The sequence below is a fragment of the Rathayibacter sp. AY1B7 genome (assembly GCF_002932735.1).
Classification (GTDB): Bacteria; Actinomycetota; Actinomycetes; order Actinomycetales; family Microbacteriaceae; genus Rathayibacter.
Map to the genome: position 1 here is coordinate 38994 of NZ_PSWK01000014.1, position 12620 is coordinate 51613.

Consider the following 12620-nt stretch of genomic DNA (forward strand, 5'->3'; position numbering starts at 1 on the left):
CTCGGGGAGCTCCGAGCGCGGCGACCGTAGAATCGTCCGGAAGTCCGGCCCTCCGGGCCCAGCGGCGACGGATCGGAGCGGGTGTGCGGAAGGCGTTCGCGATCCTCCGCCTGGCCCTCGCCGGGCTGGGCGCGGTCGGACTCGTCGGCGACTTCTTCTACACCCTGGGCTTCCGCGCGTTCCAGATCGACAACTTCTTCGCCTACTTCACGACGCAGTCGAACATGGCCGGGGTCGTGGTGCTGGGCCTGTCCGGCCTGGTCGCCCTCGCGCGCGAGCGGGAGCCGCGCTGGCTCAGCACCGTGCGGGCGCTCGTGCTCACCTACATGGTCGTGTCGGGGATCGTCTTCGGGCTGATCGCGGTGGAGGCCAACAACCGCGGCGTGCGGGTCGACGTGCCCTGGTCGAGCGCGCTCCTGCACTTCGTGATCCCGACGCTCGCGATCCTCGACTGGATCCTCGGACCCGGCCGCCGCCCGGTCGCCTGGCGCGGGGCGCTGACCGTGCTCGGCTTCCCGATCGTCTGGGGCGTCATCACCCTGGTCCGCGGGGCCCTCATCGGCTGGTACCCGTACTTCTTCCTCGACCCCGGCCAGGTCGACGGACCCGTGATGTTCGTGCTCTACGACGTGATCGTGCTGAGCCTGATCTCCGGCATCGCCGCGTTCGTCCTCGCGCTCAGCCGGGTGCGGCCGCTCGGGGCGGCGCACGCGTCGGAGTGGCGGGGGCCGCTGGCTCGGCTCCGCGAGCTCGTCAGCCGGGGACGACGGCGAACGGCTCGAGCGCCGTCTGCGCGAGGGTGACCAGCTCGTCGTCGCTGAGATCCTGCAGCGAGAGGGCCTGATCCGCTCCGACCAGCCCGACGAGCACCGCCTCGCCGGTCGACGGCTGGAGGTTGAGCCACTCGGTGATGCCCGCCTCGGAGCCGACGAGCGACCAACGCGCGGGGGCGTCGGCCTCCCAGAACGCCTCGTCGAAGCGCAGCCACAGCGTCTCGACGACACCGGAGCCGAGGGCCGCGACGGCCGCGCGCTGCGCGAACGGGAGCGGCGGGTCGAAGGCGATCGCGTCCGTCTGGAGCACCCCGATCGGCACGGTGACCAGCACCCGGTCGGCTGTGAACGACTCGCCGGTACCCAGGCGGATGCTGACGCCGGTCTCCGTGTAGCCGATGCCGCTCACCACGGCGCGCAGCGAGACCTCGACGTCAGCGAGCAAGGTGTCGACCAGCGGCGCGAGCCCGTCGGTCAGCAGCGCGTCGCCGGAGTCGTCGCTCAGCTCCTCCGCGGTCGTGGCGGCGGAGGCGTCTCCCAGTCCGTACCAGGAGGAGAGCTCCTCGGGAGCGGCGCCGGTGCGCAGCGCGGTCGTCCCGGCGAGGTGCGCCGCCACGCGGGCGGCGTCGCCGTCGCCGGAGCCCGGCTCGGCCTCGGCGGGATCGGGCGCTCCGGAGCCGGCGAACGACTCGGCGAGCGCCAGGTCCTCCGGCTGCTCCGCTCCCCACTCGAGAGCACGGGTCAGGGCGTCGGCACCCGTGGTGCCGGTGTCGAGAGCCGCGCCGTCGGCGTCGCTCGAGCGGACGTCGGCGAGGTCGACCGCGGTCGTGACCACGCCCGCGTCCGCGATGCTCTCGCGCAGGGCGGCTCCCGCGCCGGTGAGGGCCCAGGCTCCGGTCTCGACGGCGATCGGCCAGCCGTCCGGAGTCGCGGTGGCGATGCGGCCGCCGGTGCGCTCGCGCGCCTCGACCACGGTGACGTCGAAGCCCGCGTCGGACAGGCGCCGCGCGGCGACCGCTCCGGCGAGACCGGCCCCGATGATCGCGATCCGCTCGCCCTCGTCGGCGACGGCGCTGATCTCGGCGGCCGCGCGGACCCCGGAGCTCCAGGCGCCCTGGAGCGTGCCGGGCGCCTCCGTGTCGGTGGCCTCGCCCGCGAGGAAGACGCGGTCGAGGACCGCGGTGCCCAGGTCGGTGCGGTGCTGCGGCGTGGCGCCGACGGGCAGGTAGGAGACGGAGCCGAGCGCGTACGGATCCTCGGCCCAGGCGGAGCGCACGAAGGCGGCCGGCGCGGGGACGGCGGTGGTGCTCGGCGTGGGCACGGGGGCCTTCGTGACCGAGCGGGTCGGCGTCGGACGCGACGGCGTGCAGCCCGCGAGGGCCAGGAGCCCGACTCCCGTGGCGGCTCCCGAGAGGAAGAGGCGGCGTCCGATCGTCATCCCGGACATCCTACGTTCTCGGCGTTCGGCCGGGGCGGCGCGGTGCTGACCCCACCCGGGCACGCGGCCCACTTCGAGGTGCTGGGTGACGGCGGGACGGCGAGCGGATAGCGTCGGGGCAGCGCGGACCGGACCGCGGCGACGGGGGACGCGGCATGGACACGACCCGGACGCGGACCGCGACGACGACGACCGGGGCCCCTCTCCGCAGTCACCTCCATGCGGTGCTGCTCGGCGCACTGGGGATGATCGTGGCCCCGCTGCTCATCGTCCTCGCGACCACGGCCTGGTCCTCCCCCGGACCGGAGGAGTACGTCCGCATGGCGCTCGGCTCGGTGGTCGCGGCGTGCGTCTCGGTGGTCGGCGCCTGGTGGCTCGCCTTCGAGCGGCGCAGCGCCGGGGCACCCGGTCGCACCTGGTTCTGGGGAATCGCCTGCCTCGTCACGGTCAATGCGGTCTCGACCGTCGGAGCCGCCGCCGACCGCCTCACCGGCCTGATCACGGGCTGAGCGGGTGGACGTCCAGGCGCGGTCACCGCGCTCGCCTCACTCCTCGGCGACCGCCCCGATGGCCCCGAGTCCCGCCTCGAGCGAGCGGCAGCAGCATCGGCGCCGGTGATCGCCCCGACGAGACGACCGAGCGGCTCCGGCTGTTCCGTCCCGCCGAGAGCGATCTGGACGAGCTGTGGCGGCTGTACTCCGACGAGCGGATCGCGGCGGGCGACCCCCTCCTCCGACACGGCTCCGTCGAGCAGACCCGGGCGGTGCACGCCCGCCGGACGGCGCAGCGGGAACGGGACGACCTCAGCAGCTGGGTCGTCCGGCTGCGGAGTCCCGAGGGCGGCGCGGACGGTGCGATCGGGGTCGGCGGCTGCACTCTCCTCACCGACACGGCCTGGAACGTCGCATTCACCGTCCATCCGGACCACTGGGGCAGGGGGTACGCCCAGGAGGTCGCCTCCGCAGGGATCGCGCGGGCGCGGCGGCTCCGGCCGGAGCTCCCCGTGACCGCGGTCGTCGCGGAACGGAACGAGCGATCGCACCGGACGGTCGCTCGACTCGGTCTCGAACGGAGGTGGGAGGGCCCCGACGCGCACAGCCACGACCCCGCGGCTCGCATCGTGCTCTACTCCGACCGCCTCCTCTCCGAGGACGAGATCGGCCGCCTCACGATCTGAAGGCGCCGCGTGGCGCTGATCGCCGCAGGCAGCAGCGGAGCCGAGACGCCTGCGCGAGACCGGGACGTCACGTTCCGGTGCGCCTCCTGGCCCCATCTTTCTTCCCGGCGGGCGGCGCTGCGCACGAGTGGGTGGGTGGGCGGCGCGGCACTCGCGCCGACCCCTCTCGCGATCGCGCTCAGCGGCCGCCCGCGAGTCGGGGCAGGAAGGGCGCGGAGGTACTCGCCGGACGGAGCATTCGAAGCCCGTCACCGCGAGGGGCGTTAGCGTCGTCGGATGGCGAGCATCACGTACCCCTCGCCCCTCCGCGCCGGAGGCCGGGTGGAGGTGCCCGCGCCCTCGATGGGAGTCCCCGCGCACCTGCACGACCGGCTGCAGGACGCCGCGCGCCGACTCGGCTCGGCGGGATACGACGTCCGGGTCCGGCCGCACGCCCTCCTCGGCGGACTCGCTCCGGCGTCCGCCGCGGATCGGGCGGCCGACCTGCACGACGCCTTCCGGAGCGGGGACGCGGTCCTTCCTCCGTGGGGCGGCGAGCTCGCCGTCGAGCTGCTGGAGAGGCTCGACTGGCACGCCCTCGCGGAGGCCCGGCCCTGGTTCGTCGGCTGGTCGGACGTCTCGACGCTGCTCCTGCCCCTGACGACGACGACCGGGCTCGCGACGATCCACGGCGCCAATCTGATGGACGAGCCGTGGGAGCTGCCGGTCGGGTTCCACCGCTGGACGGAGGTCGCCGGCCTCGAGCCCGGAGCCGCGTTCACGCAGCACGCCGCGCCGCGACGCCGGAGCCGTCCGTGGGGTGCGTGGGCGGACGAGCCGCTCGACCGCGATCGGGCCTACGAGGAGCCGACCCGCTGGCGCTCGCTCGACGGGTCAGCGGACGCGGCGATGTCCGGCCGCTTGATCGGCGGATGCCTCGAGACGGTGTCCCTGCTCGCGGGCACGCCCTACGGCGACGTTCCGGGCTTCGCTCGCCGGCACGCGCCGGAGGGCACCGTCGTCTACCTGGAGGCGGCCGGGTCCGACTCCGTCTCGGTGCTCCGGATGCTCACCTCCCTCCGGCTCGCGGGGTGGTTCGAGCAGGCGACCGGCGTCCTGATCGGCCGGACCGAGGGCGCGTCCCTGCCCGAGCTGAGCCAGGAGGACGCGGTGCGGCGCGCTCTCGGCGACCTCGGTGTGCCGGTGATCCTCGACGTCGACACCGGGCACCAGCCGCCGCAGATGCCCCTGGTCAACGGCGCGCTCGCCGAGATCGCGCTGAGCGGGCCGACGGCCTCGATCACGCAGCGGCTCGTGCCCTGACGGCGCGTGCGGAGAGATCCCGTCGAGCAGTGCCACCTCGCGGCACGGCCGCCGCCGCTCCCGGCCCTCCTCCGCCCGCCGAGCGCAAGGCCGAGCGGCGGGAAGGCGCCGAGTGGTAGACCTGGGGGCATGAGCAACGACATCCGCGCACTCGCCGAGGGCGAGAGCTACCTCGCCTTCTTCCAGGGCGGGCCGTTCGACGGCCAGACCGAGAACCGCGTCAGCACCGAGGGGGGCTACGAGAAGGAGGTCGACGTCTACGCCGCCGTCGACGGCCAGGAGACGCACCTCGTGTACAACGCCGTCTCCGCGAAGGAGGTCGGCGAGGCGGTCCACGTGACCTACTCGATCGACACTCCCGACTCCGACCCGATCGAGGACCCGGAGGACCGTGGCGGCGGATTCCAGTAGTCCGCACCACCCTTCGGATGCCGCTCCGGCGTCGCGCTCAGCGCGGCCGGGGCGGCATCGGCATGTGAGGACGCGCCACTCCGGAGACGACGCCTCCCGCCGCTCCTAGGATGATGGTTCCTCACTGTCTCGGCCGATTCAGGTCCGCGTTCCTCGGGAGCCGCCGTGTCCGATCCGCTGATCCGCCCGATGCCCCTCCGCGGCGACTCCGCCCGGCACTGGCTGCGGGCCCGCCACGCCGAGGCCGGGCCCGACCCCGCGTTCGCCGTCACCGGGCAGGAGGCGGCCACCGAGGGCGTGCTCCTCCGGCGGATCTGGCACACGGCCGGCACGATCGACTTCCGCCCGAGCCCCCGCGCCGACCCGGGGTCGGTGGTGCTCCTGCTCCCGCTCGAGGGCGCGTTCACCGTCGCCAGTCGGGAGGAGCGCGAGTTCGTCGGTCGCGGCACCCTCGCGGTGCTGCCCGCCCGATCGGGAGCGACGATCAGCACGAGCGCTCCCAGCTCCCGGCTCGTCCTGGTCGTGCGGCCCTCGGGCGACGCGGATCCGCCCGCCGGCCTCACCGTGGTCTCCTCCCCCGCGGCACCGGTGCTGGTCGCCGCCGCGAACGCGGTGCTCGACGCCGGGCTGCCCATGAGCCCCGGGCTGCACACCGCGCTGCGGGGCCTCGCCGCGGCCGTCGTCGCGGAGTGACGGGAGCTGTCAACCCTCCCCGCCCCGGCCATCCGCTCGCAGGGACGTCCTCGAACATCAAGTGACGCCGATCGTCGGCGCCGGAAGGAGCACTCGCCATGGCCGAGATCACCGCCCACCACGGACTCTTCAAGGACACGGACCTGCACGTCGACGACACCGGCGGATCGGGCCGCCCCGTGGTCCTCATCCACGGCTGGCCCCTCTCGGGCGAGTCGTGGAAGGAGCAGGTCCCCGCGTTCGCCGAGGCCGGCTACCGCGTCGTCACCTACGACCGCCGCGGCTTCGGGCGCAGCGACAAGCCGCTCACCGGCTACAGCTACGACACGCTCACCGAGGACCTGCACACCCTCCTCACCGAGCTCGACCTGCAGGACGTCACCCTGGTCGGCTTCTCGATGGGCGGCGGCGAGGTCGCCCGCTACTTCACGAAGTACGGCGCCGATCGCCTGCACAGCGTCGTCTTCGCCTCGGCCGTCCCGCCGTACCTGATGAAGACGGACGACAACCCGGACGGCCCGCTCGAGAAGGCGCAGGCCGCGCAGATGACCGCGGGCCTCACGAAGAGCGAGGACGACTTCTACGACCAGTTCACCACCGACTTCTTCTCGGTCGACGGCGTGCTGAAGGTGACGGAGGAGCAGCGCCAGGAGGCGATCGCTCTGGCGAAGCAGTCGGCCAAGCACGCGGCCCTCGCCTGCATGACGGCGTTCGCGACCACCGACTTCCGCGAGGACCTGCCGAACGTCTCCGTGCCCGCGCTCGTCATCCACGGCGACGGCGACGGCACCGTCCCGTTCGAGGGCTCCGGCGCCCGCACGCACGCGGCGATCCCCGGCTCCGAGCTGCACGTCGTCCACGGCGCCCCGCACGGAGTGACCGTGAGCCACCCGGAGGAGTGGAACCGCGTCGTCCTGGAGTTCCTCGCGAAGTAGGGGCGGCGCTCCGCGCACGCTTGTCGAGCAGCCCCCCAGGCGCGTATCGAGATCCGCTGCACACAAGCGGATCTCGATACGCGCGCTGCGCGCGCTGCTCGATCAGCGTGAGCGGCCTCTGCCGGTCGAGCAGCCCAGGAGGGGCGTCGGGGCACGGCGAGGTCCGGCGAACGGCCTGCCCAGGTCCGGCGGTAGGAGCGCGTCAGCCGAGGATCGTGTCCACGAGCCGGGTCGTCCGATCGATGAACGCGTCTCGATGCTCTCCGCCGGGGCTCCAGAACGCATCGCCGTGCAGCGTGCGGAAGGAGTTCGCCTCGTAGAGCGCCCGAGCGGCCGATCGCCCCGCCTCGGGGTCGGCGGTCGGGAGCACCTGCGCCACCCGGTCCACGAAGCGGCGGGACTCCTGGGCGCCCCGCTCGAGCAGCGCGCGGTCGCTCGACGAGGCGACCATCACCGCACGGAGGAAGGCCCGGTGCCTGTCGAAGACCGCGGTGACGGCGTCCACGACAGCACGAGCGGATCCGTCGACGGCTCGCAGCCGCTCGTCCTCCGACCGCGCCACGCCCGTCATGCCGTGCTCGTAGACGGCGTGGAACAGGCCGCTCCGTCCGTCGACGCGCGCGTAGAGCGAGGGAGGCGAGATCTGTGCGCGCCGGCACACTGCAGCGACGGTGAGGGCGTCCGCGCCGTCCTCCTCGAGGAGTGCGAGGCCCGCGTCGAGGACTCGGGCCCAGCTCGCGCGGCTGCGGTCCTGCAGCGGCGGCCGGACCGCACTCGGAGTCCCGGTCATGCCCGCGACAGGATGCCGCCGCCCATCTCCTCCAGTTGCGCCATGATCTCGCGCGGATTGCGCTCGCCGACCTGCTTCTGCAGGAACGGCGTGTGGTCCAGCAGGAAGTCGCGGATCGGCCGCAGCGGCGCCGGCGCGTGATGGAAGAGCCTGCCGAGCATGTACGCCGACTGCACCTGCTCCCTCGTGTGCGGGATCCGCTTGCGGTCGTACTCGCTGAGAGCACCGCCGTCCGCCGCGCTGTCGGACAGGTCGACGCCGGCGAGCAGCTGCCCGAGGAAGTACCCGTCCCAGATGGACATGCCCGCGCCGTACGCCGCGTAGGGGGAGCTCGCGTGGGCGGCGTCGCCGGCGAGGGTGATGCGTCCCTTCGACCACTGCGCCAGCGGCTCGATGTCGCGGATCGGCCACCGCTGGAGGTTCTCGCCGGGCGTGGCGGCGACGAGCTGCGCCAGCGGACCGGAGAACCCTGCCGCGAGGGCGGCGGCGTGAGCGCGCAGATCGGCGGGCGCCGCCTGGTCGTCGCCCCAGGCCTCCAGGACCCACCACTGGTATCCCGAGCGACCACGGCTGCGGATCGAGGTGTACGTCCCCTGCACCGTCCGGTTGTGGCTCAGCACCACCTCGTTCGGCTCGGCCTCCACGGAGTCCGCGAAGGTGAACCCTCCGATGATGTGCAGGTCGTGGGGGCGCTTCGGAGTCGCTCCCCACAGCCCGCGCCGGACCATCGAGTCGATGCCGTCCGCGCCGATGAGAAGGGGCGTCTCGACGCGGACTCCGTCCGAGAAGGTGATGGTCACCCCGTCCCCGTGGTCGTCGATCCTGTCGACCTGACGATTGAACTCGATGGTGTCCGCCGGCATCGCGGCGAGCATCCGCTCGTAGAGGTCGGGGCGGAGCATCCCGATGAATCCGCCTCCGTACTGGTCCACGACGTGCGCGGGCAGATCGACGTCGGCGCGCACCCGGCCCTTCGCGTTGCGGAAGGTCGTGTGGCACGGTGCGCCGAGGTCCACGATGTCCACGCCCATGTCCTGGAGCGCCTTGATGGGCGGCGGCCAGAGATTGAGGATGTTGCCCGCCGGACGGGCGCGCCGGTAGCGCTCGTAGACGACCACCTCGTGGCCCGCCTTCCTCAGCCCGAGCGCCGCGGCCATGCCGGCGGGGCCCGCGCCGAGGACGGCGATCGGATTCGTGCTCGTGCTGCTCGTCATGCTCTCCTCCTCGAGTGCTGAGGAAACTGTACGGGCATGACAGTTCGCAGCCGATCGCTGTTCGTGATGCCGCGCATCAGCCTCGGCGAGGGCGCTCCGACTGCCCGATCAGGACGCCGGCACCTGCCGGTCGAGAGCCGAACGCGCGGCTCATCGGGACCCCGCGCCGAGCACCCGCGTCAGCCCTTCTCCGCGCCCTCGGTCGTGTTCATGATCCGCCGCTGGAAGACGAAGAACAGCACGGCCACCGGGATAGACATCAGCACCGCGGCCGCGAGCTGCAGCGGGTAGTGGTTGCCGGCGCCCAGCTGCTGCCCGCTCTGGAGGCGGCGCTGCGCTGGCTCCGCGACGACGGCGACCCGGACGGCGACGGGTTCCTCGAGTACGTCGACACCACGGGGCACGGGCTCGCCAACCAGGGCTGGAAGGACTCGGGCGACTCGATCCAGTGGCGCGACGGCACGCTCGCGGAGGGTCCGATCGCGCTCTGCGAGGTGCAGGCCTACGCCCACGAGGCCATGGTCGGCGGAGCGGCGCTGCTCGAGCACCTCGGCCGTGACGGCTCGGAGTGGCGCGAGGCGGCGTCGACGCTGAAGGCGCGCTTCGCGGAGGCGTTCTGGATCGACGACGCCGACGGCGGCTACCCGGCGATCGCGCTCGACGCGGCCGGGCGCCCGGTCGACACGATCACCAGCAACCTCGGCCACCTCCTCGGCACCGGCATCCTCTCCCCCGAGCACGCCGCCCGGGTCGCCGAGCTGCTGGTCTCCCCCGGGCTCGACTCGGGCTTCGGCCTGCGCACCCTGGACACCGGCTCGGGCGGCTACTGGCCGCTGTCGTACCACGGCGGCTCCGTCTGGGCCCACGACACCGCGATCGCCGTCACCGGGCTCGCCCGGGAGGGCTTCGGGGCGGCGGCGACGACCCTCTCGCGCGGACTGATCGCCGCGGCCGAGGGCTTCGGCTACCGGATGCCCGAGCTGCACTCGGGCGACCCCGCCGCCGAGGTGCACGCGCCGGTGCCGTACCCGGCGGCCTGCCGACCGCAGGCCTGGTCGGCGGCCGCCTCCGTCGCCGTGCTGTCGGCGGCGCTGGGGCTCGCTCCCGGAGGCGACACCCTGGTCGTCGCGCCGCTCTCGCCCGCGCTCGCCGGGCCGATCCGCGTGGACGGGATCCGCTACCGCGGCTCCGTGGTGCCGGTGGACTGGGACGGCAGGATCTGAGGCGCCGCGCCGCTCAGGGCGGACCGGCTCAGATCAGGCCGGCTCAGGGCAGGCGCGTTCAGGGCAGGCGCGCCACGACCGCGCGCGCGATGCGCCGGCCCGAGCGGTTCGCCCCGATGGTCGAGGCCGTCGGGCCGTAGCCGGCGAAGAAGACGCGCGGATCCGTCAGCGAGGCTCCGTCGGCGACCGCGATGCCGCCCTCGCGCTCGCGCAGCCCGAGCGGAGCGAGGTGGCGCAGCTCCGGCCGGAAGCCCGTCGCCCAGATGATCGCGTCGGCGCGCGTGAAGGAGCCGTCCGGCCAGCGCACGCCCTCCTCCTCGATCGACGAGAACATCCCCCGCTCGTGCAGGAGCCCGCGCTCGATCCCGGCGACCACCCGGCGGGTGCGCTGCACGCCCGTGCCGCGGACGATGCTCGGGAGGGGCAGCCCGGCGCGGGCGGCGCGGTCCTGCTCGGCCACCGCCTCCACCGCCGACTCCATCGCCAGCTGCTCGCCGTCGTGGTAGACCACCGGTCGCCGCGTCGCCCACGTCAGGGAGCGCGCCACCCGCTCGAGCTCCAGCAGGAAGCCGATCGCCGAGGTGCCGCCGCCGACCACGAGCACCTGCTTCCCGGCGAAGTCCTCGGCGCGGACGTACTCGGTCGGGTCGATCTGCACGCCGCGGAAGCGGTCGCGCCCGGGGTAGTGCGGGACGAAGGGCGATCCCCAGGTGCCGGTCGCGTTGACGAGCAGGCTCGCGCGCTCGACCGCGCGGTCGGACTCGACGACGAGCGGCGACCCCGTGTCGTGCGGCGTCGCACTCGTGACGCGCCGCACCGACTCCGGACGGCGGATCTCGAGACCGAGCTCCTCCTCGTAGCGCCCGTAGTACTCGCGGACCACGTCCCGTGCCGGTCGCCGGTGATCGGCCGTGCGGAACGAGAACCCCATCCGCTCCATGCCCGGGAGATCGTGCACGCGGTGCGCGGAGCCGAGCCGCAGGGCCTCCCAGCGGAACTGCCAGGCCCCGCCGGGCTCCGGACCGCGGTCGAGGACGATCAGGTCGCGCCCGGGGACGAGGCCGAGACGGCGCAGGTAGTAGGCCACGGACAGACCCGCCTGGCCCGCGCCGATCACCACGACGGGACGCGGTGGGGCGACGCTGTCCACGGTGCTCCTGACGCGGTCGAGGATGGGCGGCCGTCCGGCAGATCGAGGCCCGGGGTGGCGTGTCCCCCGTCTGCTAAACTACCGCGTAGATTTCAACTTTCCCTGTCTGCTCTTTTCCCCAGCCGGCTCACTGCCCGTCTGGCCTGTCATCGTGAGGGGGTCACCCATGGGGCGCGGCCGTCAGAAGGCGAAGAACACCAAGATCGCCCGTGAGCTGAAGTCGTTCAGCCCGGCGGTCGATTACAGCGCGCTCGAGCGCGAGCTCAGCCACCCGGACGAGCCGGACTACTCGAAGTGGATCGACGCCGAGGACGACGGCGACGACACGGACCTCGTCGAGGAGCCGCACCAGAAGCGTGCGTGACTCCTCCCGTGAATCGGGGCCGCCCCCTCGGGGCGGCCCCGTTTCGCGTGCGGACGGGGATCCGGCGGGCGAGCGACCCGACCTGGAGCGCGGGTCGCTCGGCTGAGCACGTTCTCCCGCTTTCCGCCACTGAGTGCAGAATGTCGGTGCCCCCTGGGACACTGACCGGATGAGCACTTCCCCGCCCGCACGGCTGCCCGTGTGGCGGTCGGAGCGTCGCGGGAACGACCTCGACGAGGCGCGCGACTTCTACGCCGGCTCGTACAACGGCTCCGGCTTCCGGGCCGAGCGCTCGGTCGTGCCGTTCGCGTTCCGCTACACGACGACCGGGCCCGGGCCCGTCAGCCTCCACTCCGCCTCCTTCCTGGGCCGGGTGCGCGGCACGGTGGCCCCGAGCGACGTCTACGTCGCCCTCTGGCTGACCGCCGGGCGCGCCTCCCTCGATCTGGGGCGCGACGAGCACCGCCTCGTCGTCGGCCGCCCGGCCATGTTCCCGAGCGGCCGGCCCTTCGGCTTCGAGGCCCTCGAGTACCGCGACGCGCTCGTGCACTTCGAGGCCGCCCACCTCGAGGCGATCGCCGCGGAGCTGCACGGCACCGAGCCCGGCCCGCTGCGGTTCGCCCCTGTGGCGCGCGACACGACCGCCTGGTGGGCGGCGATCCGGCTCCTGCGCGACACCCTCGCCTCCGCGCACACGCCCACCGTGCTGCAGCGCGACGGCGTCGCCCGCATCGCCGCGCTCGCCGCCCTGCAGACCTTCGCCCACCGCATCGCCCCGCTGCCGGCCGTGCCGCCCTCGGTCAGCGCGCGGCGCCTCCGCCGGGCCGTGGAGTTCGTGCAGGCCAACGCCGATCTGCCCCTCGGAGTGGCCGACATCGCCGACGCAGCGGGGCTCACGGTCCGCGGCGTGCAGCTGGCGTTCCAGCGCGCCTTCGGCGAGACCCCGCGGCACTACCTGCGCGACGTCCGCCTCGAGCGCGCGCACGAGGAGCTCTCGGCCGGATCGATCGGCTCGCTGGTGGTCGGCGACGTCGCCGCACGCTGGGGGTTCATCAGCGGCGGCCGCTTCGCCCAGCACTACGCGACGCGGTTCGGCGAGCTCCCGAGCGAGACCCTCCGCCGCTAGTCCCGCCGATCCCCGACGGCGGTT

The 12620-nt window shown here is 73.7% G+C and carries 14 protein-coding genes and 1 pseudogene; 10 read left to right on the forward strand and 5 right to left on the reverse strand.

Features of this window, described 5'->3' with window-relative positions:
• The first annotated feature begins 83 nt into the window (after positions 1–83).
• Complete coding sequence (locus C5C95_RS09365; RefSeq protein ID WP_104233845.1) at positions 84–803, forward strand: Pr6Pr family membrane protein; 720 nt, start codon at positions 84–86, stop codon at positions 801–803.
• Here the strand turns inward: C5C95_RS09365 and C5C95_RS09370 are convergent.
• The gene (locus tag C5C95_RS09370) at positions 754–2211 is read right to left on the reverse strand and encodes an NAD(P)/FAD-dependent oxidoreductase (RefSeq protein WP_181110606.1); all 1458 of its coding nucleotides are present in this window, start codon (positions 2209–2211) and stop codon (positions 754–756) included. The genes C5C95_RS09365 and C5C95_RS09370 overlap by 50 nt on opposite strands.
• Before the next feature lie 155 nt (positions 2212–2366).
• Between C5C95_RS09370 and C5C95_RS17825 the strand changes: the two genes are divergently transcribed.
• The 6 genes from C5C95_RS17825 (at position 2367) to C5C95_RS09395 (ending at position 6729) form a co-directional block, all read left to right on the forward strand.
• Positions 2367–2720, forward strand: a complete 354-nt coding sequence (locus C5C95_RS17825; protein ID WP_258072646.1) for a hypothetical protein — start codon at positions 2367–2369, stop codon at positions 2718–2720.
• Between the two features lie 140 nt (positions 2721–2860).
• On the forward strand, positions 2861–3388 hold the full coding sequence (locus tag C5C95_RS09375; protein WP_258072650.1) for a GNAT family N-acetyltransferase: 528 nt from the start codon (positions 2861–2863) through the stop codon (positions 3386–3388).
• Positions 3389–3664: 276 nt separating this feature from the next.
• On the forward strand, positions 3665–4690 hold the full coding sequence (locus C5C95_RS09380; protein WP_104324300.1) for a S66 peptidase family protein: 1026 nt from the start codon (positions 3665–3667) through the stop codon (positions 4688–4690).
• A gap of 129 nt (positions 4691–4819) precedes the next feature.
• Complete coding sequence (locus C5C95_RS09385) at positions 4820–5101, forward strand: oligoribonuclease (RefSeq protein WP_104223758.1); 282 nt, start codon at positions 4820–4822, stop codon at positions 5099–5101.
• A 165-nt stretch (positions 5102–5266) separates the two neighbouring features.
• On the forward strand, positions 5267–5794 hold the full coding sequence (locus C5C95_RS09390) for a hypothetical protein (protein ID WP_104324301.1): 528 nt from the start codon (positions 5267–5269) through the stop codon (positions 5792–5794).
• 98 nt (positions 5795–5892) lie between these two features.
• A complete protein-coding gene (locus tag C5C95_RS09395; RefSeq protein ID WP_104223760.1) occupies positions 5893–6729 on the forward strand; it encodes an alpha/beta fold hydrolase in 837 nt (278 codons plus the stop codon).
• Between the two features lie 202 nt (positions 6730–6931).
• On the opposite strand, the gene C5C95_RS09400 is transcribed toward C5C95_RS09395, so the two are convergent.
• From C5C95_RS09400 to C5C95_RS17830, 3 genes and pseudogenes are all read right to left on the reverse strand, one after another.
• Positions 6932–7519, reverse strand: coding sequence for a TetR/AcrR family transcriptional regulator (locus tag C5C95_RS09400; RefSeq protein ID WP_104324302.1), 588 nt, complete (start codon positions 7517–7519; stop codon positions 6932–6934).
• Positions 7516–8733: an NAD(P)/FAD-dependent oxidoreductase gene (locus C5C95_RS09405; protein WP_104324303.1), complete on the reverse strand. Its 1218-nt coding sequence runs from the start codon at positions 8731–8733 to the stop codon at positions 7516–7518. The genes C5C95_RS09400 and C5C95_RS09405 overlap by 4 nt, the downstream gene beginning before the upstream one ends.
• A 179-nt stretch (positions 8734–8912) precedes the next feature.
• Positions 8913–9059 (reverse strand): annotated as a pseudogene (locus tag C5C95_RS17830) (carbohydrate ABC transporter permease); the annotation flags it as partial.
• Between C5C95_RS17830 and C5C95_RS09415 the strand changes: the two are divergent.
• Positions 9024–9956: an amylo-alpha-1,6-glucosidase gene (locus C5C95_RS09415; RefSeq protein ID WP_374954313.1), complete on the forward strand. Its 933-nt coding sequence runs from the start codon at positions 9024–9026 to the stop codon at positions 9954–9956. The pseudogene C5C95_RS17830 and the gene C5C95_RS09415 sit on opposite strands and share 36 nt — an antisense overlap.
• 58 nt (positions 9957–10014) lie before the next feature.
• Here the strand turns inward: C5C95_RS09415 and C5C95_RS09420 are convergent, their stop codons facing one another.
• Positions 10015–11106, reverse strand: coding sequence for an FAD-dependent oxidoreductase (locus C5C95_RS09420; RefSeq protein ID WP_104324304.1), 1092 nt, complete (start codon positions 11104–11106; stop codon positions 10015–10017).
• A 166-nt stretch (positions 11107–11272) separates the two neighbouring features.
• On the opposite strand from C5C95_RS09420, the gene C5C95_RS09425 reads away from it, so the two are divergent.
• Both C5C95_RS09425 and C5C95_RS09430 read left to right on the forward strand, forming a co-directional pair.
• Entirely contained in the window at positions 11273–11470 is a 198-nt protein-coding gene (locus C5C95_RS09425; protein WP_097167615.1) for a DUF3073 domain-containing protein, read from the forward strand.
• A 169-nt stretch (positions 11471–11639) separates the two neighbouring features.
• Positions 11640–12596: an AraC family transcriptional regulator gene (locus tag C5C95_RS09430; protein WP_104324305.1), complete on the forward strand. Its 957-nt coding sequence runs from the start codon at positions 11640–11642 to the stop codon at positions 12594–12596.
• Positions 12597–12620: the final 24 nt, after the last annotated feature.

Bases quoted from the DNA above. Each gene is read 5' to 3' on its own strand.
- C5C95_RS09370 (WP_181110606.1), bottom strand. From the start codon at position 2,211: ATGACGATCGGACGCCGCCTCTTCCTCTCGGGAGCCGCCACGGGAGTC.
- C5C95_RS17825 (WP_258072646.1), top strand. From the start codon at position 2,367: ATGGACACGACCCGGACGCGGACCGCGACGACGACGACCGGGGCCCCT.
- C5C95_RS09380 (WP_104324300.1), top strand. From the start codon at position 3,665: ATGGCGAGCATCACGTACCCCTCGCCCCTCCGCGCCGGAGGCCGGGTG.
- C5C95_RS09385 (WP_104223758.1), top strand. From the start codon at position 4,820: ATGAGCAACGACATCCGCGCACTCGCCGAGGGCGAGAGCTACCTCGCC.
- C5C95_RS09395 (WP_104223760.1), top strand. From the start codon at position 5,893: ATGGCCGAGATCACCGCCCACCACGGACTCTTCAAGGACACGGACCTG.
- C5C95_RS09400 (WP_104324302.1), bottom strand. From the start codon at position 7,519: ATGACCGGGACTCCGAGTGCGGTCCGGCCGCCGCTGCAGGACCGCAGC.
- C5C95_RS09405 (WP_104324303.1), bottom strand. From the start codon at position 8,733: ATGACGAGCAGCACGAGCACGAATCCGATCGCCGTCCTCGGCGCGGGC.
- C5C95_RS09425 (WP_097167615.1), top strand. From the start codon at position 11,273: ATGGGGCGCGGCCGTCAGAAGGCGAAGAACACCAAGATCGCCCGTGAG.
- C5C95_RS09430 (WP_104324305.1), top strand. From the start codon at position 11,640: ATGAGCACTTCCCCGCCCGCACGGCTGCCCGTGTGGCGGTCGGAGCGT.